The organism is Syntrophotalea sp. (assembly GCF_050253115.1).
GTDB classification, from domain to species: domain Bacteria; phylum Desulfobacterota; class Desulfuromonadia; order Desulfuromonadales; family Syntrophotaleaceae; genus Syntrophotalea; species Syntrophotalea acetylenica.
This window is the reverse complement of record NZ_JBFWJQ010000007.1, coordinates 1-24,003: the sequence shown is the minus strand read 5'-3', so window position 1 is coordinate 24,003 and position 24,003 is coordinate 1. Positions and strand designations below refer to the sequence as shown.

General features: G+C 59.4%; 23 protein-coding genes and 1 riboswitch. Of the genes, 15 read left to right on the top strand and 8 right to left on the bottom strand.

Annotated elements, in window-relative coordinates:
- The first annotated feature begins 68 nt into the window (after positions 1 to 68).
- Positions 69 to 251 (top strand): hypothetical protein, encoded by a 183-nt coding sequence (locus AB7E65_RS01650; RefSeq protein WP_072286325.1) that lies wholly within the window; start codon positions 69 to 71, stop codon positions 249 to 251.
- Positions 252 to 276: 25 nt separating this feature from the next.
- Here the strand turns inward: AB7E65_RS01650 and metX are convergent, their stop codons facing one another.
- Together metX and AB7E65_RS01640 are read right to left on the bottom strand one after the other, a co-directional pair.
- Positions 277 to 1,398, bottom strand: coding sequence for a homoserine O-acetyltransferase MetX (metX, locus tag AB7E65_RS01645; RefSeq protein WP_320361099.1), 1,122 nt, complete (start codon positions 1,396 to 1,398; stop codon positions 277 to 279).
- Between the two features lie 93 nt (positions 1,399 to 1,491).
- Positions 1,492 to 1,601, bottom strand: a riboswitch (SAM riboswitch).
- 44 nt (positions 1,602 to 1,645) lie between these two features.
- Positions 1,646 to 2,158 (bottom strand): RrF2 family transcriptional regulator, encoded by a 513-nt coding sequence (locus AB7E65_RS01640; protein WP_428745150.1) that lies wholly within the window; start codon positions 2,156 to 2,158, stop codon positions 1,646 to 1,648.
- 219 nt (positions 2,159 to 2,377) lie between these two features.
- Here AB7E65_RS01640 and AB7E65_RS01635 point away from each other — a divergent pair, with 219 nt between their 5' ends.
- The 3 genes from AB7E65_RS01635 (at position 2,378) to AB7E65_RS01625 (ending at position 5,551) form a co-directional block, all read left to right on the top strand.
- Positions 2,378 to 3,646 carry a B12-binding domain-containing radical SAM protein gene (locus AB7E65_RS01635; RefSeq protein ID WP_428745149.1) on the top strand — a complete coding sequence of 423 codons (1,269 nt, stop codon included), beginning with the start codon at positions 2,378 to 2,380 and terminating at the stop codon, positions 3,644 to 3,646.
- Between the two features lie 52 nt (positions 3,647 to 3,698).
- The gene (locus tag AB7E65_RS01630; RefSeq protein WP_428745148.1) at positions 3,699 to 4,757 is read left to right on the top strand and encodes an HAD family hydrolase; all 1,059 of its coding nucleotides are present in this window, start codon (positions 3,699 to 3,701) and stop codon (positions 4,755 to 4,757) included.
- 134 nt (positions 4,758 to 4,891) lie between these two features.
- Positions 4,892 to 5,551: a 4Fe-4S binding protein gene (locus AB7E65_RS01625; RefSeq protein WP_072286322.1), complete on the top strand. Its 660-nt coding sequence runs from the start codon at positions 4,892 to 4,894 to the stop codon at positions 5,549 to 5,551.
- Here the strand turns inward: AB7E65_RS01625 and AB7E65_RS01620 are convergent, their stop codons facing one another.
- A complete protein-coding gene (locus AB7E65_RS01620; RefSeq protein WP_072286321.1) occupies positions 5,552 to 6,187 on the bottom strand; it encodes an arylesterase in 636 nt (211 codons plus the stop codon).
- 209 nt (positions 6,188 to 6,396) lie between these two features.
- Here AB7E65_RS01620 and AB7E65_RS01615 point away from each other — a divergent pair, with 209 nt between their 5' ends.
- The 5 genes from AB7E65_RS01615 (at position 6,397) to AB7E65_RS01595 (ending at position 13,653) form a co-directional block, all read left to right on the top strand.
- Complete coding sequence (locus AB7E65_RS01615; protein ID WP_428745147.1) at positions 6,397 to 8,274, top strand: ATP-binding cassette domain-containing protein; 1,878 nt, start codon at positions 6,397 to 6,399, stop codon at positions 8,272 to 8,274.
- A gap of 59 nt (positions 8,275 to 8,333) precedes the next feature.
- On the top strand, positions 8,334 to 8,954 hold the full coding sequence (locus AB7E65_RS01610; protein WP_072286319.1) for a DUF2238 domain-containing protein: 621 nt from the start codon (positions 8,334 to 8,336) through the stop codon (positions 8,952 to 8,954).
- Between the two features lie 102 nt (positions 8,955 to 9,056).
- On the top strand, positions 9,057 to 9,899 hold the full coding sequence (locus AB7E65_RS01605; RefSeq protein WP_072286318.1) for an AAA family ATPase: 843 nt from the start codon (positions 9,057 to 9,059) through the stop codon (positions 9,897 to 9,899).
- Between the two features lie 11 nt (positions 9,900 to 9,910).
- Positions 9,911 to 11,101 (top strand): hypothetical protein, encoded by a 1,191-nt coding sequence (locus tag AB7E65_RS01600; protein WP_072286317.1) that lies wholly within the window; start codon positions 9,911 to 9,913, stop codon positions 11,099 to 11,101.
- A 329-nt stretch (positions 11,102 to 11,430) separates the two neighbouring features.
- Positions 11,431 to 13,653, top strand: a complete 2,223-nt coding sequence (locus AB7E65_RS01595; protein WP_072286316.1) for a methyl-accepting chemotaxis protein — start codon at positions 11,431 to 11,433, stop codon at positions 13,651 to 13,653.
- A 182-nt stretch (positions 13,654 to 13,835) separates the two neighbouring features.
- On the opposite strand, the gene AB7E65_RS01590 is transcribed toward AB7E65_RS01595, so the two are convergent.
- The 3 genes from AB7E65_RS01590 to AB7E65_RS01580 are packed head-to-tail and all read right to left on the bottom strand — an operon-like array spanning position 13,836 to position 17,189.
- Complete coding sequence (locus tag AB7E65_RS01590) at positions 13,836 to 14,594, bottom strand: succinate dehydrogenase/fumarate reductase iron-sulfur subunit (protein WP_072286315.1); 759 nt, start codon at positions 14,592 to 14,594, stop codon at positions 13,836 to 13,838.
- A complete protein-coding gene (locus AB7E65_RS01585; RefSeq protein ID WP_072286314.1) occupies positions 14,594 to 16,507 on the bottom strand; it encodes a fumarate reductase/succinate dehydrogenase flavoprotein subunit in 1,914 nt (637 codons plus the stop codon). The genes AB7E65_RS01590 and AB7E65_RS01585 overlap by 1 nt, the downstream gene beginning before the upstream one ends.
- A gap of 10 nt (positions 16,508 to 16,517) precedes the next feature.
- Positions 16,518 to 17,189 carry a succinate dehydrogenase cytochrome b subunit gene (locus tag AB7E65_RS01580; protein ID WP_428745146.1) on the bottom strand — a complete coding sequence of 224 codons (672 nt, stop codon included), beginning with the start codon at positions 17,187 to 17,189 and terminating at the stop codon, positions 16,518 to 16,520.
- A 413-nt stretch (positions 17,190 to 17,602) separates the two neighbouring features.
- Here AB7E65_RS01580 and AB7E65_RS01575 point away from each other — a divergent pair, with 413 nt between their 5' ends.
- The 6 genes from AB7E65_RS01575 (at position 17,603) to AB7E65_RS01550 (ending at position 21,758) form a co-directional block, all read left to right on the top strand.
- On the top strand, positions 17,603 to 18,412 hold the full coding sequence (locus AB7E65_RS01575) for an MlaE family ABC transporter permease (protein ID WP_428745145.1): 810 nt from the start codon (positions 17,603 to 17,605) through the stop codon (positions 18,410 to 18,412).
- Positions 18,413 to 18,496: 84 nt separating this feature from the next.
- Positions 18,497 to 19,297, top strand: a complete 801-nt coding sequence (locus AB7E65_RS01570; protein WP_072286313.1) for an ABC transporter ATP-binding protein — start codon at positions 18,497 to 18,499, stop codon at positions 19,295 to 19,297.
- The gene (gene mlaD, locus AB7E65_RS01565) at positions 19,284 to 19,730 is read left to right on the top strand and encodes an outer membrane lipid asymmetry maintenance protein MlaD (protein WP_072286312.1); all 447 of its coding nucleotides are present in this window, start codon (positions 19,284 to 19,286) and stop codon (positions 19,728 to 19,730) included. Before AB7E65_RS01570 ends, mlaD begins: the two co-directional genes overlap by 14 nt.
- A 17-nt stretch (positions 19,731 to 19,747) precedes the next feature.
- Positions 19,748 to 20,605, top strand: a complete 858-nt coding sequence (locus AB7E65_RS01560) for an MlaA family lipoprotein (protein ID WP_428745144.1) — start codon at positions 19,748 to 19,750, stop codon at positions 20,603 to 20,605.
- A gap of 26 nt (positions 20,606 to 20,631) precedes the next feature.
- Positions 20,632 to 21,270, top strand: coding sequence for an MlaC/ttg2D family ABC transporter substrate-binding protein (locus tag AB7E65_RS01555; protein WP_072286310.1), 639 nt, complete (start codon positions 20,632 to 20,634; stop codon positions 21,268 to 21,270).
- Positions 21,271 to 21,275: 5 nt separating this feature from the next.
- Positions 21,276 to 21,758 (top strand): Crp/Fnr family transcriptional regulator, encoded by a 483-nt coding sequence (locus tag AB7E65_RS01550; RefSeq protein WP_072286309.1) that lies wholly within the window; start codon positions 21,276 to 21,278, stop codon positions 21,756 to 21,758.
- A gap of 59 nt (positions 21,759 to 21,817) precedes the next feature.
- Here AB7E65_RS01550 and AB7E65_RS01545 read toward each other — a convergent pair whose 3' ends face one another.
- Together AB7E65_RS01545 and AB7E65_RS01540 are read right to left on the bottom strand one after the other, a co-directional pair.
- The gene (locus tag AB7E65_RS01545; RefSeq protein ID WP_428745143.1) at positions 21,818 to 22,639 is read right to left on the bottom strand and encodes an energy transducer TonB; all 822 of its coding nucleotides are present in this window, start codon (positions 22,637 to 22,639) and stop codon (positions 21,818 to 21,820) included.
- 135 nt (positions 22,640 to 22,774) lie between these two features.
- The coding region (locus tag AB7E65_RS01540) for a TonB-dependent receptor plug domain-containing protein (protein ID WP_428745142.1) at positions 22,775 to 24,003 on the bottom strand (1,229 nt) is incomplete at its 5' end.

Below are 24,003 nucleotides of genomic sequence, written 5' to 3'. Positions count from 1 at the left end.
TGTCTGGTTGCCGCCACGCCGGGCTGCTGGTAGAATGGAGCGGTGAATCAACGTCAAAGGAACCATCCGTGCGCAATTCATCTTCCCGACAAAATCCTCCCAATCCTCTGTGTGCCCGCTGCCTGCGCGACTGCCGGCAGTCGCAAGGCACCCTCGTCATCAGCTGCCCCCGTTTTTTGCCGCGACCCTTCAAAGTCAAGGACTATCGGTTCGATCAGCTCGACCTTTTCAGCCCGCCACGCAAGAAATAATCAGCGGGGCACTGGCGGTTTCGGTTCAGACGCCGAGGCGCTGGAGGAACCCGGTGATGAAATGGGTGAACTTTTCCGGTTCCACCAGGAAGGAATCGTGACCGTAGTCGGACTGTATCAGGTGATACTCCACCGGCTTGCCGAGTCCTCGCAGGATATCGATCACCTCTTCCGCTTCATGGGGCGGGTACAGCCAGTCGGAGGAAAAGGCGAACCACAGGGAGGGGCACCGGATTCTTTCCAGGGCCTGCTGCCGACTTTCAAAATTCCAGGCAACGTCGTACAGGTCAAGGGCCTTGGCCAGGTACAGAAAAGCGTTGGTATCGAAGCGGTCGATAAAGGCCCGGCCGTTGTACTCGAGATAGCGCTCGACTTCGAACTGGCCAAAAAAATCGAACATGCCGTCCCGGGCCGAAAACCGCCGGCCGAATTTCAGGTGCATGGAGGCGTTGGAAAGAAACGAGATGTGGCCGATGGCGCGTCCCAGCGCCAGGCCATCCGCGGGCGGGTGTTCGGGGCGGTAATTGCCTTTTTTCCACAGAGGATCGTTGAAGATCGCCTGGCGCGCCAGCGCGTTCAGGGCGATGGCCATGGGCGAGGTGCGCCCGGTGCCGGCTATGGGAATGACGGAACGCACCACCTCGGGATACAGCACTCCCCATTCGAGGGCCTGCATGGCGCCCATGCTGCCGCCGATGACCGTGACCAGGGTGCGCAGACCGAGATGGTCGATGAGGCGTTTCTGGGCGCGCACCATGTCGCGTACCATGATCACCGGGAAACTCAGGTTGTAGGGTCGGCCGGTGCGGGGATTTTTGCTGGTCGGACCGGTGGATCCGCCGCAGGACCCGATCACATTGCTGCAGATCACATAGTAGCGGCTGGTGTCGAGCACCTTGCCGGGGCCGATCATATCGTCCCACCAACCGGCCTTGCGGTCATCGTCCGCATGTCTGCCGGCGGCATGGGCATTGCCGGTCCAGGCATGGGTGACGAGGATGGCGTTGGAGCGCTCGGCGTTGAGTTGCCCGTAGGTTTCGTAGGCCAGCGTGATGGGTGCGGCGAGCAGCCGGCCGCTTTCCAGACGCAGATCGCCGTCGAAATCGACGGTTCGGGTTTTGACGATGCCTACAGAAGAATTCTCCAAGATCAACAAACCTTCCCGGAATGCAAAACGGCCCCTCCCCGGTGATGGGAAGGGGCCGTAACGATCGAATGCGTGCTGTTGCTGACGGCTCCATCCTCATCGTTCCCCTTTATCAGGGGCAGGAATTAGCACCTGGCATCCGTACTGTCGGATCGGTTGCTGTGGTTTCGCAGGGCCCTTCCCTCCACCACTCTTGATAAAGACAGCTTTTATGTAGCGCAAACTCTAAAGGACTGGCCGGGAAATGTCAATCGTTTCTCCCGGGGCGGCTGTCCAGGCCGGTGGCGGAGCCGTGGGGCCCGTGTGAAAAGTGTCCGGTTTTGCCTGTCTCCGAAGCTCCGCTGTTTTCACGGGAAGGTTCCATTTCGAGCAGTTGCGCAAAGTTGTAACTGCCCAGGACATCGACCAGTCCGGCACGCGCTTTCTGCCAGACGCGGTTGACGGGGCAGGTTGATTCGCGCTCGCAACTGGTTTTATCGGCAAGGCAGAGATTGAGATAGATCGGGCCTTCCTCGGCCCTGATGACGTCGAGCAGGGTAATGTCGGTTGGATTCTTCGCCAGGAAAAACCCGCCGCCGACGCCGCGATGGGAGCCGACGATGCCTTCCTTGATCAGGGGCTGCAGGACTTTGGTCAGAAAGGCGGGAGTGATGTCCTGCTCCCGGCAGATGTCCTTTTTCAGGACGATTTCCTCCCGGGGTTTTGCCGCCATGAAAAGCACGGCACGGATCGCGTATTCGGTTGCTCGGGTAATGATCACGGCGCGTATTCCTGAAATATTACTTTAAAGGTTATAAATAACCCCTGGCCGCCCCTTTTGTCAACGGTCAAAAAATGTTTTTATTGCCATGTGCCAGGATTAATTTCCTGAGGGTAAACAGCTGGCAACCCAATGGCATCTGGTTTATGATGTAGCCGCTTATTGTCCGCTCCGCCCGTGCGAAATGGCAGGGGGACGGAGTTGCGCGAGGGAAGCGAAATGAAAATTTTGCTGATGCACATCCAGGATGCGGCGCCCGGGCCTTTGGTGCCGCCGTTGGGGATGGCCTGTGTGGCGGCTGCCGTGCGTCGCGCCGGTTACGCGGTGTGGCAGGTCAGTCTGCGGTCCGGCGAGCTGGGATTGCGTCTTCCCGCCCTGCTGTCCCGCCTGAAACCCGACGCCATTGGTCTGTCGGTGCGCAATGTCGATAACCAGAGCCTTGAACGGCCGGTTTTCTTTCTGGAGAGCGCCCGGCAGGCCGTCGCGCTCTGCCATCGTTACAGCCGGGCTCCCGTCATTGTTGGCGGAGCCGGTTTCAGTGTCTTCGGTCAGCGCGCCCTCGATTATTTGCGTGCCGATTATGGTATCTGCGGGGAGGGGGAGGCTTCCTTCGTGGAACTTCTTCAGCGCCTGCAGCCTCGGCAAAGCCCTTCCGGGCTGCGCGGAAGACTGCCGGCGCGTGAGGTTTTGATTTCCGACACATCCCCGGATTTGTCCACAAGGCAGATACCGCGTCCGGGGAAGGATCTGCTGTTGCCTCCGCCAGGCCTGTCCGCCGATTTGTGGGTGCCGTTTCAGACCCGGCGCGGCTGCGCCATGGACTGCAGCTACTGCGCCACCGCTGCCATCGAGGGACGCGCCTTGCGTCGCCGTCCGGTCGCGCAGGTCGTCAGTAGTCTGCATGAGTATCTGGATCGCGGCTATCGACGGATTTTTTTTGTCGACAATACCTTCAATCTGCCGGAGAGTTACGCTTTGGCGTTGTGCGAGGCTTTTCAGGCATCCGGTCTGCGCTTCGAATGGAAGGCCATCGTCTATCCCTGGCGTGTCAGCACAAAGCTGGTGCGGTCCATGGCCGCAGCCGGCTGCACGGAGGTCAGTCTCGGTTTCGAGAGCGGCTCCCGTGCGGTTCTGGAGGCCATGCACAAACGCTTTTGCCCCGAGGATGTCGATACGGTCTCGCGCCGACTGCGGGGCCATGGTATCAGACGCTTGGGATTTCTGTTGCTGGGGGGGCCCGCGGAGACCCGGGAGACCGTCATGGAAAGCCTGCGCTTTGCCGACCACCTGGATTGTGATGCGCTCAAGATGACCGTCGGCCTGCGCATCTACCCCGGCACCCAGCTGGCGGCCATGGCCCTGCGGGACGGCATCATAACCGCCGCCAGCGATCTGCTGCGTCCTGCTTTTTATCTGGCTCCCGGGTTGGCGATATGGCTGCCGGAAATTGTCGCCGAATGGATGGCGGACCGGCCGCACTGGTCCTGATGAAACAGCACCAAAGCGGCGAGAATTCTTTGCGATCATGCTCTGCGGAGGAATGGTGAACGGTAAATTTTTTGTGTGGATATGGCTGGCAGGGCTGATCATTTTGCAGCCCGCCCTGGGTTGTGCCAGGCAGGTCGTGAGCTGCGATAGCCTGTTTTTGTGGCGTGACGGTACGGCCAGGCAGGCCATCGCCGGGTTTGTGCGCAAGGTAACCGATCCGGAGGATGCTGCGTATGTGCCGCCGCAGGACCGTATTGTCACCATCGATTTGGACGGGACACTGGTGTGCGAGCGACCGCTGCCGCTGGGCATGCTGATTGCTGAGACCCTGCTCAGGGAGGCTGCCGCCGCGCCGCAGCTGCAGGGCCGTCAGCCTTTCGATGCCGCCCGCCAGGACGGATTGAAGCGCATGCGGCGTGATCATTTCGAACTGTTCTTCGGTCTGTCCGGTGCCGGATTCGAGGAACAGGCATTTCGCGCCAGGCTTCAGACACTGGTGCGGGACCAGCGCCATCCCCGGTTTGATCTTCCCTATCGCGAGCTTTTCTACCGTCCCATGCTGCAGCTGGTCGACTATCTTTTGCGCCACGATTTTATTGTCTACGTGCTTTCCGGCTCGGATCAGACCCTGGTGCGCCTGTTGTGTGCCGAACAGCCGGAACTGGCGGCACTGCCGCCGGTCCGCTTCATCGGTACCCTGGTGGCCCTGGATGTCGATTTTGCATCCGGCAAGCCGGTTTACTATCGCCTGGCACGGGAACTGGAGCCTGTCAACCTGCGTCGCGGCAAGGCTCTTAACATTGTCTACCGCATCGGTCAGTATCCGATCCTGGCCATCGGCAACAGCGACGGCGATTGCGCCATGCTTGCCGCCACCCATGCCGCACCCTATCCAGCGACCTTGCGACTGCTGTTGCATCATGACGATGCCGAACGCGAATACGCCTATGGCGCGGCAGGCAAGACGATATCATGCCAGGGCAACGGGGAGGCCGGCCTATGCCGGGATCTGGCAGGAGACGATATCGTGGACATCAGCATGAAACGGGACTTTTTGCAGGTTTTCGCTACCGGCGAAGCCGGCGCTGCCTATTGGGAGCCAGAAAAATAGCGGTCGCCACCGGCAATGCGAAGCTCCAAATCAGAGGGCGGCTCGGCGGCCTTGTCTGGCCGAGGAATTTTTGGGCTTGACGACATATTTAAATCCGAATATCATGATTTAAAAATATTAAAAGGAGTGTCCTGATGCGTAACGCCGCTTCATCCGCCCTGCGAGCCCCTTATAAATGGGCTCTGGGTCTTGTCGTGCCCCTGGTTCTGGCTTTGGGGTGGAAATATCCGTTATTGGGATTTATCGTGCCGGCAGTCATGGTTTCCGCCATTGTCACGGGGTTTTTCCGTGGCCGCTGGTTCTGCGGTCATCTTTGCCCGCGGGGGGCTTTTTTCGACAGCTGGCTGCGGCTGATCGGCGGCCGGCGTCCGATTCCGCCGTTTCTGCGCAGCATCAAATGGCGGCCTCTGGTTTCGGTCACCATGATCGGCTACATGGTCTGGCGCATCGGTGCCGCGGCCGGCGACCCGCTGCACTGGGGACATGTTTTCTGGGAGATGTGCCTGTTGACGACCCTCATCGGCGTGCCGCTTGCCCTGGTGTTCAGGCCGCGTGCCTGGTGTGCCATGTGCCCCATCGGAACCCTGCAGATGGCGGTCGGCGGTCACCGCGAACGGTGGCGTCTGGATGCGGCGGCCTGTGTCGGGTGCGGGGCCTGCCAAAAGTCCTGCCCGTTGTCCTTGCCCGTCGTCAGGGACAAGGCTCGTGGCATTATCGGTGACCGCGATTGCCTGAAGTGCGGCGAATGCGCGCGTGTCTGCCCCACCCGGGCGATTGCGCCTCCGGGGCCGTGATCAGGCACCGCTGGTCGCAAGCAGGGTGGCGACCGCTTCGGCAAGCCGTCGGTAGCCCTCGGCATTGGGGTGAATGGGGTCGCTTTTAAGGGTGTTGTCGCTCAGAATTGCGGGCAACGCCTCCTCTTCCAGCGGTATCCGGTAACGTTCTGCGATATTGCGATAAAAGTCGGGGGGGCGCAGGCGGATGCCCGGTTGCGGCACGGCGAGCATCACTACCTGGGCTCCGCTGCGGCGGATCATGTCGATCATGGCGGCAAGATGGCCGGAGGTTGTCTGTTTGGCGATGCGGCGCAACAGGTCGTTGCCGCCGTGGCACAGCACTACCAGGTCGGGACGGTGGCGCCGCAGCAGGCCGGGCAGGCGCTTTGCCCCTTCGGCACTGATTTCCCCCGGAACACCGGCGTTGACCGTGCGCCAGCCGGTCAGTTCCTGTAGCCTTGAGGGATAGCTTGCCTGCCTCGGGGCACCGTTGCCGGCTGTCAGGCTGTCGCCGAAGGCGAGAATCAACGCATCGGCCGGCAACGGTTGCAGACGGGGCGTCCGGTCGCGGCAAGCCGTATTTGCTGCCATGATACACAGTACCGTCGTCAGTAAAAGGATCGTACCAAGGGTTTTGCGGTTGCGGTGCGGCATCTCTTTCTCCCTCTTCGGCCCGGGCGGCCTGCCCGGCATCACGGTCTTCTCTCAAGTTTATCGGGTGCGCGGCGTATTTTGTCAAGCTGGCTGCGCCGCTGCTCGCCTGTGGGGCTTTTCTAAACCCGCCGGATCTGCCATAATCGCCCTGGCTGAAAAATTGATGCATAAGCGGAGCGCAATAGTTCCGGATAGAAGAGAGTGTTTGCATGGCTTTGTTGAGTTTGCAGAATGTGTGTCTCGCTTTTGGCGGGCCGGCACTGTTCGAGGATGTCAATCTACACATCGAGAGCGGTGACCGCATCGGTCTGCTGGGCCGCAACGGCTGCGGCAAATCGACCCTGTTGCGGCTGATTGCAGGAGAACTGCAACCGGACAGCGGCGGCGTGATCTGTCGCCAGGGCGTGCGGATTGCCACACTGCCGCAGGATGTTCCCGCCGATTTGACCGGAACCGTTTATGAGGAAGTGCTGTGCGGACTTGGCGCCGCGGGACGGGAGCTGCTGAACTATCACCGCCTGGCCCGGCAGGTGCGTGACGGGGACGAGAGCCGACTGGCGGATCTGCTTCATTCCCAGCAGGCTCTGGAGACATCGGGCGCCTGGCCGCTGGAACAGCTGGTGGGGCAGGTTCTGTCGCATCTGCATCTCGATGGCGAAGTGCCTGTTGCCGAACTTTCCGGCGGTGTCAAACGGCGCGTGCTGCTGGCGCGCGCGCTGGTGGGGGAGCCGGATATGCTGCTGCTGGATGAACCGACCAACCACCTGGACATCGATACCATCGACTGGCTTGAAAGCTTTTTGAAGCGGTCCTCCCTGACGCTTGTGTTTGTAACGCATGATCGCGAGTTTCTCAAGGCGCTGGCGACCCGCACCGTCGAGCTCGATCGCGGAAGGCTGTTTGATTTCGCCTGCGATTACGAGACCTTTTTGCGCCGTCGGGAAGAGGCTCTGCATGCCGAAGATCAACAGTGGCAGCGTTTCGACCGCAAGCTGGCACAGGAAGAGGTGTGGATCCGCCAGGGAATCAAGGCACGACGCACCCGCAATATGGGGCGTGTGCGCGATCTGCAGCGTATGCGCGAGGAGCGCCGGCAGCGGCGCGACCGTACCGGCAAGGCGCGGTTGCAGCTGCAGGAAGCCGCGCGCAGCGGCAAACTGGTGGCCGAGCTGGAAGGGGTCTGTTTCGGCTACGGTGACAACCCGGTGATCCGGGATCTGACCACGACCATCCTGCGGGGTGATCGCATCGGCATCATCGGTCCCAACGGCGCCGGCAAGTCGACCCTGCTGAAACTGATTCTCGGCCAGATGGAGCCCCAGCAGGGGCAGGTACGCCTTGGCACCAATCTGGAAATTCTCTATTTCGATCAGTTGCGCGAGCAGCTCGATCCCGATGCCACGGTGCAGCAGAATCTGTCCGGCGACCAGGATACGGTGCTGGTGGGCGGCAAACCCCGGCATGTCTACGGCTATCTGCAGGATTTTCTTTTTACCCCGGATCGCGCCCGCACACCGGTGCGCATTCTCTCCGGCGGCGAGCGCCATCGCCTGCTGCTGGCCAAGCTGTTCACCCGCGAGGCCAATGTGCTGGTACTCGACGAGCCGACCAACGATCTCGATCTGGAAACCCTGGAGCTGCTGGAGGAGTTGCTGTCCGACTTCGCCGGCACGGTACTGCTGGTCAGCCATGACCGGGCGTTTCTCGACAGGGTGGTGACCGGCACCCTGGTTTGGGAAGGCGAAGGCCGGTTTGTCGATTATGTCGGCGGCTACCAGGACTGGTTGCGGCAAAGACCGCTGCCGGACCCGGAGCCGGTGCCGGCGAAAGTGGCCAAAGGTAAGCCGGAACGCTGCCGTCCCCGCAAACTGAGTTTCAAGGAGCGGCACGAGTTGGAGGCTTTGCCGGCGCGCATCGAAGCGCTCGAGACCGAACAGGCAGGCCTGCATGAGAAACTCGCCGATCCAGCTTTCTACAAGGAGCAGGGCGATGCGGTGCCGCTGCTGCGAGAACGCATGACGCGGCTCGATGTCGAACTGACGGCCTGTTTTGCCCGCTGGGAAGAGTTGGAGTCGCTGGCGGAATGAGGCCGACGGCATCGCGCAGGGGAAACGGGCGTGACCGGATATTGTCAAGGGAGAAAGTGATGGTGCCTGCGGTTTTGCTGGGTTTGTACCTGCTGCTGTTTGCGGTGCTGGGGATTGCGCCTTATGATCGCGGCGTCTGGCTGGCCGAGAACCTCCCGATCGTGGCTATTGTAGTGTTGCTGGCGGCGACCTTCCGGAAATACCGGTTTTCCGATCTCGCATACCTGCTGATGGCGTGCCTGATCTTTCTGCACACCATCGGCGGGCATTTCACCTTTGAGCGTGTGCCTTTCGACTGGGTGACGCAATGGTTCGGCTTTCAGCGCAACCATTACGACCGCATGGCCCATTTCACCGTCGGATTTTATGCCTATCCCTGCGCCGAACTGCTGTTGCGCCGGCGTCTGGTGGCCTCGCGCGGGGTTCTGCTGCTGTTCCCGGTTTTTTTTATCGTGACGGTGGCAGCCGGCTATGAACTGTTCGAGTGGCAATACGCGGTGCATGCCGACCCGGACGCCGGCATTGCGGTGCTTGGATCCCAGGGGGATATCTGGGACGCGCAGAAGGACATGCTGGCTGATACCCTGGGAGCGGTTGCCGCCATCGGCCTGTTTGCGATCCGGCACTGGCGGCAACTGGCGCGGCTGCGTTTTGACCGGCGCGCGGATGAAACCCCCTGAGTCATCGCTACGGGTCACTGTCCATGTGCTGACAGTCAGGGCTCTGCCACCTGTTACGATGCCAGCAGCGAGTCGCGATCGTTTTCACCAAGGAGTCTGCAGATGAATACAACCCCTTCTCTGAACGCTTTCAATGGCGCTTCGCATTATGTGCTCGACGATGAACTGGCCAAAATCGTCAACGTGTCGATAGCTCTCGAATTGCCGCTGTTGCTCAAGGGCGAGCCCGGGACCGGCAAGACCCGCCTGGCCCACGCCATCGCCGAGAGCCTGGATATGCCGCTGATCGTGCTCAACGTCAAATCGAGCATGAAGCTGGTCGAGGCGCTGTATCAGTACGATACCCTGACGCGCCTTAACGACAGCCGTTTCTCCGATTCCAGCCGCGATGTCAGCTGCATCGAGGATTACATCCGCATGGGCAAGATCGGCCAGGCCTTCACCGCCGAGCGGCGGGTGGTGCTGCTTATCGACGAAATCGACAAGGCCGATACCGATTTCCAGGATGACATGCTCGATGTGCTGGACCAGATGCAGTTCGATATCATGGAGATCGACAAGACTGTCACGGCCCGTCACCGGCCGGTGGTGATCATTACCTCCAATTCCAAGAAGGATCTTTCGGACCCGTTTCTCGGCCGTTGCAATTTTCATCACATCGCCTTTCCCGACGCAGAGATGATGAAGCGCATCGTCGCGGTGCATTTCCCCGATCTCGACCGGAGTCTGCTGGAAAGCTGCCTTGCCGCATTCTACCGCCTGCGCGATGTCGAGGGGGTGGAGAAAAAACCGGCCACCCGCGAATTGCTGAACTGGCTGCGTGCCATGCTGGCGGATCCTGACATCGATGCTTCGTCCCTGGACAGGGGGGCGCTGCCCTATCTCGGCATCCTGTTTAAAAAGAGTGCCGATTTGCGTGCGGCGCAGACGCTGGTTTCGGCCTGACAGGGGGACTGGTGTTCAGACCGTTTTTCCATGCCCTGCACGATGCCGGCATTCCGGTGACTCCGACCGCATTTCTGCGCCTGCAGCGCGCTCTGAACATGGGACTGATCGCTTCGCTGGATGATTTGTATGTGGTGGCCAGAACCCTGCTAATCAAAAGCGAACGGGATTTTGATACTTACGACAGGATGTTTGCGGCATATTTCGGGGGTGCAGACCAGAGTGACGCGTCACCCGCCGACATCGACGAGCAGATCCGCCTGCGTATTGAAAAGTGGCTGAAGAACCCCAAAAAGCCTGATCAGGTGGCGCAACCGGGCGCCGAACAGGCGGAGCGTCTCAGCCCCGAGGCGTTGGAACAGTACCTGCGCGACCGCCTCGAAGATCAGAAAGATGAACACCATGGCGGCCGCAAATGGATTGGCACCGGCGGCGTGTCGCCAGTGGGTCATTCGGGGCAACGTCCCGGCGGCATGCGTATCGGCGGCATCTCCCGCAATCGATCCGCCATGCAGGTGGCTCTGGAACGCCGCTATCGGGACTATTCGCGAGGCGCTCCCCTGACCCGGGCACAGGTTGGCGAAGCGCTGCAGCGCCTGCGGCACCTGATGCCGGAGGGGCCTCGCGATGCCCTGAGCATCGACAAAACCATCTATGAGACCATGCGCAACGGCGGCGAAATCGAGCTGGTTTTCGATCGGCGGCTTGCCGACCGCCTGAAGGTGATCCTGCTTATCGACAATGGCGGCTGGTCCATGGAAACCCACGTGCCGACGGTGCAGATTCTTTTTAACCATGCGCGGGATCAGTTCCGGCATCTTGATATCCATTACTTTCACAATACGATCCACGAACGGGTCTGGAACGATCCCGGGCGGATGCACGCGCCGGTTCCCTTCGAGCAGCTTCTGGCCCGCGATCCCCAGAGCCGTGTGATCATTGTCGGCGATGCCAGCATGGCCCCCGAGGAACTGTTGCATGCCGGTCCTGGCCTGACGGTGCGCCGCATCAGCCGCCAGGCCGGCATCGAGCGACTGCGGTTGCTTGCCAAAACCTACCGCCACGCCGTATGGCTGAATCCCTTGAGTCCGTCCCTGTGGCCCTACGGGCAGACCATAGGCCTGATCCGACAGATTTTTCCCATGTTCAGCCTGAGCCTGGACGGCCTGGAGAAGGCTGTTTCCCACCTGATGTGCCTCTGATTTCCCGACCCGCCGGCGTTGCGTCGACCTCATAAAAAAGTGCGGCCCGCCACCCGCCACAAGAGTGTGGCGCCGGTCAGGGAATGTCACACTCCTGACGCGAGATCCGCTGTTCCGGCACGGCGCCAGCGCCTGCGGGATGGATGCTGTCGCCTTTTTTTTAATGAAATTCCTGATCTTTGCACGGTTCAGAAAGAAAAAGTCCCGGATAAACCGTATACGGCACCGGGCTTGCGTATGTCCGACCGTGGGCCCCAAATACGCCCGTCTGTTTTTATCGCAGGTCATCATGCATCGCAGTCTGGGAAACAAGGAAAGGGACAGTTTTTATGCAATTCAAGTCGGTACAGTTGAAAATTGCCATGATTGCCGGCCTCTGCCTGTTGTCGGCTGTCGTGGTGCTGGTGGTGTATGGACTTTTCGCCGCCAGAAACACGCAGAACATGGTTTCCACGCAGGTCTCCAGCCTGCTCAAGGAAACCAGCATGCAGAACATGCAGAATCTCGCCGGGGAGCAGGCCGGTGAGATCCGGGGCCAGCTGGAACTGGCGCTGGATGCCGCCCGCACCATGGCCAATACCTTCGAGGTCAGCAAGCAAGGCTCGGGCAATCTGCAGATCGGCCGTGACCAGCTCAACGCCGTACTGCTGCACGTGCTGAAGGCCAACAAGGGTTTCAATGGCACCTATTCCTGCTGGGAGCCGAACGCCATTGATGGGCGCGACGGCGATTTTCGCGTCGACCGGGACGGCAACAATCCGGTGACGGGCCGATTCACCCCGTATTGGACCCGGGACGACAAAGGCAACATCGCCGTGCAGCCCCTGGTGGAATACGATACCTATGACAAGCATCCCAATGGTGTGCTCAAAGGCGGCTGGTACATCATCCCGCGGGAGAAAAACCTGGAAAGCGTGCTTGGTCCTCTGCCCTACATCGTTCAGGGCAAACAGGTGTGGCTGGCCACCATGTCGGTGCCCATCATGGTCGACGGCAGGTTTATCGGCGTCGCCGGGGCTGACTACAATCTGGATTTTGTGCAGAGAATCGCTACCGAGGTGGACAAGGAACTGTTCGGCGGCGAGGGGCAGGTGTCCATTATCGCCGATAATGGTCTGCTGGTTGCGCAGAGCGAAAACCCCGATATGATCGGCGGCCACTTCAATCAGGTTATGGCCGAGGGCTGGGAAGCTGTCTTCAAATCCATTCAGGGCGGTGAAGCCATGGTGCGCAGCAATGCCGACAACGGCATGATCGAGGCGATTTCACCGATTGTCCTGGGCAACACCGGCAAGCCCTGGTCGGTGATGATTCAGGTGCCGGAGAAAATCGTGCTGGCCGAGGCCATGGCGCTCAACAACCAGCTCAGCGATCGTGGCCGCAGCAGCGCTTTCTGGCAGGTGATCGTCGGGGCAGGCGTGGTGGGCCTGGCGGTGTTCCTGCTGTGGCTGGCTGCCGGTGGCATCGCGCGTCCCATCCGCCGCGCGGCGGAACTGGCCGATACCATCCGTGCCGGGGATTTCTCCCAGCGTCTCAGCCTCAATCAGCAGGACGAGGTCGGCCAGCTGGCCGTTGCGCTGAATGGAATGGCCGACAGTCTCGAAGGGGCGGCCAAGATCGCCGAGGAAATCGCTGCAGGCAATCTCGATGTCGAGGTCAAGCTGGCTTCCGACAGGGATCAGCTCGGTCGCGCCCTGCGCACCATGACCGATAACCTCAACGATGTTCTGACACAGGTGCAGGCGGCCGGCGAGCAGATCGCCTCGGGTTCCGGTCAGGTGGCCGACGCCAGCCAGTCCCTGTCGCAGAGCGCTACCGAAGCCGCTGCCTCCATGGAGGAAATCAATGCCTCCATGACGCAGATGGCGTCGCAGACCAAGCTCAATGCCGACAACGCAGAACAGGCCAACAGCCTGGCCAACAACGCTCGCCAGGGCGCCGCGGACGGCGCGCGGCTGATGGAGGAAATGCTTGCCGCCATGCGGGAAATCAACGCGTCCAGCGAAGATATCTCCAAGATCATCAAGGTTATCGACGAGATCGCTTTCCAGACCAACCTGCTGGCTCTGAACGCTGCCGTCGAGGCCGCCCGCGCCGGACAGCACGGTAAAGGTTTCGCGGTGGTCGCCGAGGAGGTCCGGACCCTGGCGGCACGCAGCGCCACCGCCGCCAAGGAGACCGCCGAACTGATCGAGAACTCGGTGGGCAAGACCCGCAACGGTACCGACATCGCGGACAAGACCGCCGGCGCTCTCAAGGAGATCGTTGGCGGGGCGACCAAGGTGTCCGACCTGGTTGGTGAAATTGCCATGGCTTCCAACGAACAGGCCCAGGGCTTTGCCCAGGTCAATCAGGGGCTGAACCAGATCGATGGTGTGACCCAGCAGAATACCGCAAATGCCGAGGAAAGCGCCGCCGCTGCCGAGGAACTTTCCGGCCAGGCCATGCAGCTGCAGCAATTGCTGCACCGCTTCAGCCTCAAGGGCCGCAGCTCGTCGACTTCCCGGCGCCTGGCGGCGGAACGCTCCCAGCTGGCGCTCCCCGAAGCCTGATTCAAAAGCTCTATGCTCGAAGCGGACAGGCCCGGCCGGGCCTGTCCGCAGACATGCAGCAATGCCCGCCTTGTCCAGCGACTCCGGTTGCCATGCGAGGCGGGATTTTTTTTTTGCATAACAAAAGCCGCTTCGATCGAAAGCGGCTTTTGTTATGTCTCTTATCTGCGGAAAGGCCCCGGTTATTTTTCTTCCTTGCGCAGCCGGGGCAGAGCCAGGGCGTATTCCCGGTTGAGCTGGGCGATGAATTTGACGCTGATGCCCTTGGGGCAGGCGGCCTCGCAGTCGTAATGGTTGCTGCAGTTGCCGAATCCTTCCTTGAGCATGGCCTCGGTCATGCCACATACGCGGTGGGCCGCTTCGGCCCTGCCTTGGGGAAGCCTGGCCAGTTGCCCGACCTTGGCGGCCACGAACAGCATTGCCGAACCGTTGGGGCAGGCAGCCACACAGGCACCGCAGCCGATGCATTCGGCGGCATCCATGGCCGTATCGGCGTCTTGTTTGGGGATCAGTATGGCGTTGGCGTCGGGCACGCCGCCGGTGCTTACCGAAACGTAACCTCCAGCCTGCATCAGGCGGTCCATGGCGCTGCGGTCGACAACCAGGTCTCTGATGATCGGAAAGGCCCGTGACCGCCAGGGCTCGATGTAGATTTCGTCACCATCCTTGAATTGGCGCATGTGCAGCTGGCAGACGGTGGTTCTGGCCTGGGGGCCATGGGCGTCGCCATTGATGACCTGGGAACAGGTGCCACAGATGCCTTCCCGGCAATCGTGGTCAAAAGCGATCGGTTCGATGCCCTGTTTGATCAGCCCTTCGTTGACCACATCCAGCATCTCCAGAAAGGACATGTCCGCGCTGACGTCGGTGGCCTTGTAGGTGGCCAGATATCCTTTGTCCTCGGGGCCTTTCTGCCGCCATACGTGCAGTGTCAGGTCCATTATTTATAACTCCTTACAGCCAGTTCCACGTTTTCAAACGTCAGCGTTTCCTTGTGCAGTTCGGGGATGCGGCCTTCTCCCTGGTACTGCCAGGCGGCCACATAGGCGAAATCGGTATCGTTGCGCAGTGCTTCGCCGTCACTGGTCTGGTGCTCGACGCGGAAATGACCGCCACAGGACTCTTCCCGATGCAGGGCGTCCCGGGCCAGCAGTTCGCCGAATTCGAGGAAGTCCGCGACGCGGCCCGCTTTTTCGAGTTCCTGGTTGAGTTGCTGACCGCTGCCGGGGATGCGGACATCCTGCCAGAATTCCTCGCGCAGTTCGGGAATGGCCTGCAGGGCGTCCTTCAGGCTGGCGGCGCTGCGTGCCATGCCGACGTTCTCCCACATGATATGACCAAGTTCGCGGTGGAATGCGCCGACCGTTCGGCTGCCGCCGATGGCAAGCAGCTTTTCGGTCAGTTGGGTCGTTTCCTCGTGGGACTGTCGGAACGCTTTATGGGACGTGTCGGCCTGGTTGGGATCCGTACGCGCCAGATAGTCGGCGATGGTATAGGGGACAATGAAGTAGCCATCGGCCAGACCCTGCATCAGGGCGCTGGCGCCAAGGCGGTTGGCGCCATGGTCGGAGAAGTTGGCCTCGCCGAGGACGAACAGTCCCTCGATATTGCTCTGCAGGTTGTAGTCGACCCACAGTCCTCCCATGCTGTAGTGAGGCGCGGGATAGATGCGCATCGGTTGCTGGTAGGCATTCTCGTCGGTGATGCGCTCATACATGTCGAACAGGTTCCCGTAGCGTGCACGAATGGTGTCCTCGTCAAGGCGTGCGATGGCGTCGCCAAAATCAAGATAGACGCCGCGCCTGCCCGGACCGACCCCGAAGCCGGCGTCACAGACTTCCTTGGCGGCCCGCGACGCGATGTCGCGCGGCGCAAGGTTGCCGAAGCTTGGATACTTGCGTTCCAGATAGTAATCGCGCTCGCTTTCGGGGATGTCCCGGGGCTGGCGCTCGTCCCCGGCCTTTTTCGGTACCCAGATACGCCCGTCGTTGCGCAGTGATTCGGACATCAGGGTCAGTTTGGACTGGTGGTCGCCGGTGACCGGTATGCAGGTCGGATGGATCTGGGTAAAACAGGGGTTGGCGAAAAACGCTCCCTTTTTGTAGGCGCGCCAGGTGGCGGTGACGCTGCATCCCATAGCGTTGGTCGACAAATTGAAGACATTCACATAGCCGCCGGTGGCGAGAATGACGGCATCGGCGGCATGGCAACGGATTTCACCGGAGACCAGGTCCCGTACCGTGATGCCTTTGGCCTGGCCGTCCACCAGCACCAGGTCGAGCATTTCCGTGCGTGGAAAGATCCTGACCGTGCCGGCGGCCACTTGCCGTGACAGGGCCTGATAGGCGCCGAGCAGCAACTGCTGGCCGGTCTGGCCGCGGGCGAAGAAGGTGCGGGATACCTGCGCGCCGCCGAAGGAGCGGTTCTCCAGATAGCCGGCATAATCGCGGGCGAAGGGCACGCCCTGGGCCACACATTGGTCGATGATGGCGTTGCTGATCTGGGCCAGGCGGTAGACGTTCGCTTCGCGGGCGCGGAAGTCGCCCCCCTTGATGGTATCGAAAAACAGGCGAAAAATGCTGTCGCCATCGTTCTGATAGTTTTTGGCCGCGTTGATGCCGCCCTGGGCAGCGATGGAGTGGGCGCGGCGGGGGCTGTCCTGATAGCAGAACGCGTCGACGCGGTAGCCGAGTTCACCGAGGGTGGCGGCAGCGGAGGCCCCGGCGAGGCCGGTGCCGACGACGATAACCCTGTATTTGCGTTTGTTGGCCGGATTGACCAGTTTAAGGTCCTGGCGGTGCTTGTCCCATTTGTTCGCCAGGGGCCCGGTTGGACATTTGCCGTCGAGTATCACAGTAAACTCCCTACTTTATGACGAGGCCTGAATAAATCAGGACCGGAATGGACGCGAAGCCGGCTGCAATCAAGGCCGCCACGACATAGCTCAGTCGCTGCAGCCAGGGCAGGGTCGCGTCGTTGTTGAGGCCGGCGGTCTGAAACAGACTGGCGAAGCCATGACTGAGATGGAAGAAAAGGGCTGCCATGGCGATGATATAGGCAAGGGCGAAGCCGAAATGGCGGAAGTTTTCCACGATCATGAGAAATACGTTCGGCAGGCCGCTGTTGAGCACTTCAATGGGTGGACCGATGGCGTGAAAGGTGAAATGCAGCAGGTGGAAGCCGACAAAGATCCCCAGCAGCGCGCCGCTGTAAATCATGGTCCGTCCTGCCATGCTGCTGCGCTGATGATTTTTCCGCTTGTAGGCGATCGGCCTGGCTCGCCGGTTCTCCAGGGTGAGAACGATTCCGAAAGCGACATGCAGGCCGAAAGCGATCAGCAGACCGGCGCGGAATACCCATAAAAGCATGCCGACTGCGTGAAGGTGCTCGGCGTATGTATTGATTCCTTCCGGGCCGAGATAGATGGTAAGGTTGCCAAGCAGGTGGGCTGCCACGAAGCCAAGCAGGGCTACGCCGGTGGCAGCCATGAACAATTTGCGCCCTACGGCACTACGAATCATGTCGTTCAAAGGCATGGTGCGGATATTCCTCTGGATGCTGGTTCAATGGAGTGATTCAGCGGTTTAAGGGTTCTGGTTTCGGGTTCGGATGGTCTTGTCTGACCGCCTCGATCACATTCCCCGGATGCGACGCGGCACAGCTAAGGCAGCGTGTATACTAATCAGCTTGGGGGGAAATTGCAAAAAAAATATCCGTGTGCGGGTTGCCGGACCTGCTGCCGGCTGATCGATCCGCACGCCGTCACCCTGCCGGCGGTTTTCTAAAGATCATGTATTTTTTGATAAAGTTATGCTACCATGTCGAGCTTGAAGAAAAAATAACCAGATATAATGAAAAAAAACTGGTTCGGAGGAGCGCCCTTGCGCAGGCCAGGCGCCGTTTTCCGGTTTGGGTGTCCGGACCGTTGTTTCAAGGAGATGTTGCCGGTATGATGTGGATAGTCCATATTGCTGGACGATTTTTTCAAAAACTGGGCGGCGACTTTCTTTCCTATCTTGAGCAGGCCGGTCGCATGGGGATTTTCCTCGGCGCCTGCCTGGCAAGCGCGGTGCGGCCTCCATACAAGCTCAACCCCGTCGTTCGGCAAATGCATTTTATCGGCTCCCGGTCCACCTTCGTCATTCTTTTTACCGGGGCTTTTACAGGCATGGTGCTGGCTTTGCAGGGCTATTACACGCTGCGCAAGTTCGGTTCCGAAGGTCTGCTCGGCGCCGCGGTGGCTCTGAGCCTGATTCGTGAGCTCGGTCCGGTTGTCGCGGCGCTCATGGTGGTCGGCCGCGCCGGGTCGGCAATCTGCGCCGAGGTCGGGATCATGCGCAATTCGGAGCAGATCGATGCTCTCGAATGCATGGCCATCGATCCCTACAAGTACCTGATGGCGCCCAAGTTTATCGCGGGCATTCTGTCCATGCCGCTGCTCACGGCTATTTTCGACATGGCCGGCATCGTCGGGGGCTATCTGGTCGGCGTCACCATGTTGGGGGTTAACAAGGGCGCGTATTTTCAGCAGATGTATGCCAGCGTGGTCTGGAACGATGTCGAAATGGGGCTGGTCAAGTCCCTGGTTTTCGGACTGCTGATTATATGGATCGGGGCCGCCAAGGGATATTTCCTCCATCTGGAGCGTTCCGGCGGCTTCGGTGCCGAAGGGGTAAGCCGGGTTACGACCGATGCGGTTGTCCTGTCTTCGGTCGCTATCCTGGTCTGGGATTATCTTCTCAGCGCCATCATGCTGTAATCCTTCCGGCACGGATTTCCGTCAAAGACCAGATGCGAGCTTGTTCAGCGTGCCGGTTTGTCCATAAATAGCAGGGACGGCTTCATGACTCAGGAAAAAACCAGAATCGCCATCGAACTGATCGATGTGGAACGCGCCTTTGGCCGCCAGCAGGTTCTCAGAAAAGTAAATCTGACGGTGCGCGAAGGGACCACAACGGTCATCGTCGGTCCCAGCGGGCAGGGCAAAAGCGTCATTCTTAAGCACATGCTGGGGCTGCTCCGGCCGGACAGGGGCAAGGTTCTGGTGTACGGCCAGAACCTCGCGGACATGTCCAAGAGGCAGATGAAAGTGGTTCGCAAGGATTTCGGCGTCCTGTTTCAGAACGTGGCGCTGTTCGATTCCATGACGGTGTACGACAATGTGGCGCTGCCGTTGCGGGAACGCACCGACTTGTCCGAAGACGCGATTCGAGACAACGTTGAAGAAAAGCTTGCGCTTATGGATCTGGCGGATATGGGTCCCAAGTTTCCCGCCCAGCTCAGCGGGGGCATGAAAAAACGCGTTGGTCTGGCGCGGGCCCTGGTCATGCAGCCGCGCATCGTGTTTTTTGACGAACCCACCACTGGTCTGGATGTCAGCAAAAGCAACGAAATCTACAGGCTGTTCCACAAAACCCAGGCAAAGCTGAAATATACGGCCGTAATCGTCAGCCATGATGTTCCGAAAATTTTCAAGTTGGCTGATTATGTCGCCCTGATTCACGAAGGCCAGATTCTCGGCAACATGTCGCCGGAGCAGTTTCAGCTTTCCGACCACCCCGTCATCAAGGCCTTTGTCGAGGAAACCATGGGGCCGATTTATTCCAGTGAAAGGGAGGAAAGGTTTTTTTATGAAGAGGTTTAACGTTGAGATGGCTGTCGGCGTTTTCCTGGTGGCCGGGTTCATCTGTTTTGCCTATCTTTCCGTAAAGCTGGGCGATGTCGCGCTTTTCAGTGAAAAGACCTACCCGGTCAGTGCCCGGTTCGGATCGGTTTCCGGACTCAAGGAGGGCGCGATTGTCGAGTTGGCCGGCGTCAAGATCGGCACCGTCACCGATATTGCCCTTGATCCTGAAAGTTACGAGGCGCTGATCAGCCTGGCTATCGATGCCGATGTAAAGCTTCAGGAGGACGCCATTGCCTCCATTCGCACCACCGGCATCATCGGGGACAAGTATGTCGAGGTGTCGCCGGGAGGGCTCGATGATTATATTCAGCCCGGCGGGGAGATTGTCGAAACCGAGTCCGCCGTCAGTATCGAAAAACTGGTAAGTAAGTATATTTTCGAGAAAAAATAGCGCGGGGAGGCAATATCATGCGACACTATGTGATTCTGGTGCTGTTCGCCACGCTCGTGGGTGTATTTCCTGCCGGTAAGGTTGGAGCCGCCGAAGATCGGGCCGCCGCGGTTGTCGAATTCCCTGCCGCGGCGGAGGCTGTTGTGTCTGCAGCCGATGCCGGTGCAGCGGAGACTGTTCCCGGTCAGACTGCGGGTGAACCGCAGGGAGAGGCAGCCGATGAGGATTTTGTGGATGAAGAGGACTTCACCAACGGCGATATCGAAACACTGCACATTGCCGATCCTATCGAGCCTTTCAACCGCGGCATGTTCTGGCTGAACGACAAGCTGTATTTCTACCTGTTCAAGCCGATCGCCCGCGGCTACCGCGTGGTTCCCGAGCCGGCGCGCAAGTCGGTCTCCAATTTTTTTTCCAATCTCGGCACGCCGGTGCGTTTCGCCAATGCGCTGTTGCAGTTCAAGTTGGCCGATGCCGGTTCCGAACTGGGACGCCTGGTGATCAATTCAACCCTGGGCATCGGCGGGCTGTTCGATCCGGCCAAGGCGTGGTTCGATCTGGATCGCAAGGACGAGGATCTGGGGCAGACGTTCGGCCGTTATGGTGTCGGTTCCGGATTCTACATCGTCTGGCCGGTTCTGGGGCCTTCCAATGCCCGGGATACGGTAGGCATGGTCGGAGACTTTTTCATGGATCCTTTGCATTATGTCGAAATGAAACCTGCCGAACGCCTCGGTTTGACAGGGCTTGAGAAAGAAACAGATCTTTCGCTCGACAAGGATACCTACGAGAGCGTCAAGCAGGAGGCTTTGGATACCTATCTGTACGTCCGCAACGCTTACGAGCAGTACCGTGACGGCAAAATCAAAAAATAAAGCGCAATGAAACAAGGAGAACGGTTATGAAAACCAGGCTTGGCACGCTGTGTGCGCTGATGCTTGCAATGTGTGTGTGGGTGACGCCGATCCTGGCTGTCCCCGGGCCGACGGAACAGCTACGGGCCACCCTCGACCAGATTATTTCAGTGCTGCGCAACAAGGAACTGTCCCAGGAGGCCATTCTCGACCGGGTGGAAGTTCTGGTGCGCTCCAAGTTCGATTTCGAAGCCATGTCCCAGCGGACCCTGGGTATCCACTGGAGAAACGCGAGCCCCAGGCAGCGGGCGCGTTTTATCGAGCTGTTTTCCCAGTTGCTTGAAGATACCTATCGCGGACGGATCCGCAATTACACCTATCAGGACGAGCGGGTCGAATACGTCGGTGAGCAGGTGCGCGGGACGCGGGGGCAGGTGGATACCCTCGTTATATCCAGCAAGGAGATACCGGTCAGCTATCGCGTGCGACTCAAAGGCGGCCAATGGCTGGTATACGATGTGATCGTCGAGGAAGTGAGCCTGGTCAGCAACTATCGCAGCAGCTATAACGAAATTATCCGCCAGGAAGGGTTTGACGCCCTGCTCAAACGGCTTGAAAATAAAGTCCGTGAATTGCAGGCGGGCAATACTGCCCAAAAGGTCCCTTCCCCGAAACAGGGAGCGTAACCGGCGTGAACGTTGATGCGGACGCCAGCATGGCGGAAGGCTTGTCGGAAGACGTGCGTGGGAGCCTGAAGGACCTGCATATTTTTTCCGAAGAGGAGATAGGCTGCCTGCTTCCTTTTGTCAAGGAGCGCAGGCTCTCCGCAGGTGAGACTTTATGGGTGGAGGGACAGCCGGGAAATTACCTGGTGCTGGTTCTTTCCGGTCATCTCGAAGCCAAGAAAGATACCGAGTTTCCGGGCAAGCAGGTGGTTGTCGCCGTATTTGGACCGGAGGCGGTTGTCGGGGAATTGTCTTTCATGAATCAGAGCCCGAGGGCCGTCAGTGTTGTCGCTCTTGAAGATGTCCGTCTGGCGCAGATTGCCAACGATGCCTTCGAAAGACTCCTTGCCGAGTGCCCCGGCCTGGGGATGAAACTATACCGCGTCATCCTGCTGGCCCTCGCCAGTCGCCTGAAAAAATCCTATGAACGTCTGGCCTCCATCTTTTGAGTTCGTGAGTCTTTTTGCAAAAAAGCCGGGCCTGAGGTCCGGCTTTTTTGCGTCCGCTATCAGGGAGCGTGCAGCTGGAAGTGGACGGGGACGATCACTGTATCCTGCCGTGGTATGCCATTGCGTTGGGCGGGGCGAAACCGCCAGTTGGATACCTGCTGCAGGGCCGTGTCGTCGAGGATTCCGTATCCCGAGGATTTTTCGACCCTCGCCGACAGTACCTGCCCGTTTTCCGATACGGAGACGCGCAGCAGCACCTCACCCTGCCAGCCCCGGCGGCGAGCGGTGCGCGGGTAGGGCATGGCGGGGTTGTCGCCGTAGCCCAGCGGCGTGGCGCGGGTGACACCTTTTTTTGCCTTGACGCCGGCTTCGCCATGACCGTTGCTGCCAACACCAAAGCCGCCTGCCTGGCCCGGCTCTCCCCCCACTAAAGACGATCCGGCGGCACCTGCGTCCTGTTCGCTTGATGCATTGCTGCCGGTATCCGCGTTTGCACCGGCTGCGGATGCTGCCGGGATTGCGGAAGCCATGGATGAGGAGGATGGGGTGGTAACAGCCGAAGGCGCTGGAGCTTGTCGGCGGGATACAGCCTTTTTGGCGGGAGCGGCGACTGGTTTGATGACTCGTGTTTTTTCGCTTTGGATGGGAGCTTTCGGCGCGGCAGGCGACATTCTGGGCGAAGGCTTATCGGCGGCGGGCAATTCACTGCTCCCTGCCTGCCCGTTCAAGGTGCCGGATCCCGACGAGCGAAGATCAACGACCAGATGGGTGTTGTGACCAACTTTCCAGGATGGCGGCATGGGCCAGAGAGTCAAGGTCGCGGCGTGAATGCCCATGGACAGGATGAGCCACAGTATGAAGGATTCATGCGATGCAGGCATGATTGTCCGGCTCCTCCCTTTTCGATGTTTCCGGGCTTTATCACGGCCTTCCGGCAGGTGGTTTTGCCGGAAGGCCGTTGCTTCAAACCCGGCCTGTTTTCGTGGTTCCAAGGCCTTAATTCTCTCGCTTACAGTTTAAAACGTAATGCTGGCACCGGCATAGCCGGCTATGCCGGGTGATCCGAATCCGTTTGTTTCCTCATAATCCTCGTCAAAGAGATTTTCCACCCGGCCATGAATGCGCAGGTGCGGGTTGACCTCATAGGAAAGAGCGAGGTTGACCACCGTGTACCCGGCAAGTGTTTTGGTCTGACTCCAGTTGTACAGGTCAAGATCGTCCCGCTCACCGAAATAGAATATATCGAGATTGGCATTGCCGCGATCAAGGAAACGATAGTTGACGTTGAGGTTGTATTTATGCCTTGGGCGACGGAGAAGTTGCTCGCCTGTGTTGCGGTTTTCCGTATCGGTGTAGGTGTAGCTGGCGGAAAGCGTCAGGTCGTCGACGGGACGCACCGATGCCGTCAATTCGAGCCCCTTGGTTTGGGCTTCATCGATGTTTTCATATTCATATTTGAAACTCGTCATGCTGTAAAAGGTGTTGATGAGGTCCTCGAAGTGGTTTTCAAAATAGGTTGCGCTCAAAAGGACCCTGTCGTTCCACAGTTGCTGCTCAAGGCCAATATCCCAGCCCCGACTCTTTTCCGGGGCCAGATCGGGGTTGCCCAGAACGTAGGTGGAGTTTTCATAAAGCTGGGCAAGAGTCGGAGCCTTGAAGGCGGTACCGAAAGTGCCTTTGATGCGGGTTCCGGTCGGACGAAACAGGTAGCTGCTGGTGATTCGGTAGGTCATGCGTGCGCCGAATTCTTCGTGATCATCGACACGCAGTCCTGCGGTGGTGATGAAATCCCGCCAGAGCCTGATTTCATCCTGGATATAGTAGCCGTAGGTTTCGGCGGTGGCTTTGTCGAATCTGTCGTTGGTATTCCAGAGAGGATCGGCATAGATGTAAACGGATGTGCCGCTGGCCTCTTCCTTTTCATACTCGAGTCCAACGGTCAAGGTGTTGGTCGGGTGCAGATAAAGGTTGTGCTGCCAGTCACCTTTGTAGAGTCGGCTGTCATAGGTCGTCATGCTGCTGTCGAAGGGGTGAGCCGGGTCGGTGTCATCGCGGTTTTCACGATCGTAATCGCTCAAGGAAAAGCCGAGTTTTTGCTCCCATCGGTCGTTCAGCAGCATCAAGCGCCCCTGCAGTCGCAGAAAAAGCGATTCAGAATCAAAAGTATTGTTGGGGTCATCTCCAAAGGGGCCGGCAAAGGTGTCGAGGTCTGCTTCCGCGTCGATGTATCTCAGAAAAAAGTCCA

Excerpts from the sequence above, each read along its gene's own strand:
- AB7E65_RS01555 (WP_072286310.1), top strand. The coding sequence starts at position 20,632 with ATGAAAACCAGGCTTGGCACGCTGTGTGCGCTGATGCTTGCAATGTGT.
- AB7E65_RS01630 (WP_428745148.1), top strand. The coding sequence starts at position 3,699 with ATGGTGAACGGTAAATTTTTTGTGTGGATATGGCTGGCAGGGCTGATC.
- AB7E65_RS01595 (WP_072286316.1), top strand. The coding sequence starts at position 11,431 with ATGCAATTCAAGTCGGTACAGTTGAAAATTGCCATGATTGCCGGCCTC.
- AB7E65_RS01580 (WP_428745146.1), bottom strand. The coding sequence starts at position 17,189 with ATGCCTTTGAACGACATGATTCGTAGTGCCGTAGGGCGCAAATTGTTC.
- AB7E65_RS01605 (WP_072286318.1), top strand. The coding sequence starts at position 9,057 with ATGAATACAACCCCTTCTCTGAACGCTTTCAATGGCGCTTCGCATTAT.
- AB7E65_RS01610 (WP_072286319.1), top strand. The coding sequence starts at position 8,334 with ATGGTGCCTGCGGTTTTGCTGGGTTTGTACCTGCTGCTGTTTGCGGTG.
- AB7E65_RS01545 (WP_428745143.1), bottom strand. The coding sequence starts at position 22,639 with ATGCCTGCATCGCATGAATCCTTCATACTGTGGCTCATCCTGTCCATG.
- AB7E65_RS01590 (WP_072286315.1), bottom strand. The coding sequence starts at position 14,594 with ATGGACCTGACACTGCACGTATGGCGGCAGAAAGGCCCCGAGGACAAA.
- AB7E65_RS01615 (WP_428745147.1), top strand. The coding sequence starts at position 6,397 with ATGGCTTTGTTGAGTTTGCAGAATGTGTGTCTCGCTTTTGGCGGGCCG.
- AB7E65_RS01570 (WP_072286313.1), top strand. The coding sequence starts at position 18,497 with ATGACTCAGGAAAAAACCAGAATCGCCATCGAACTGATCGATGTGGAA.
- AB7E65_RS01575 (WP_428745145.1), top strand. The coding sequence starts at position 17,603 with ATGATGTGGATAGTCCATATTGCTGGACGATTTTTTCAAAAACTGGGC.
- AB7E65_RS01625 (WP_072286322.1), top strand. The coding sequence starts at position 4,892 with ATGCGTAACGCCGCTTCATCCGCCCTGCGAGCCCCTTATAAATGGGCT.
- AB7E65_RS01560 (WP_428745144.1), top strand. The coding sequence starts at position 19,748 with ATGCGACACTATGTGATTCTGGTGCTGTTCGCCACGCTCGTGGGTGTA.
- AB7E65_RS01620 (WP_072286321.1), bottom strand. The coding sequence starts at position 6,187 with ATGCCGCACCGCAACCGCAAAACCCTTGGTACGATCCTTTTACTGACG.
- AB7E65_RS01635 (WP_428745149.1), top strand. The coding sequence starts at position 2,378 with ATGAAAATTTTGCTGATGCACATCCAGGATGCGGCGCCCGGGCCTTTG.
- mlaD (WP_072286312.1), top strand. The coding sequence starts at position 19,284 with ATGAAGAGGTTTAACGTTGAGATGGCTGTCGGCGTTTTCCTGGTGGCC.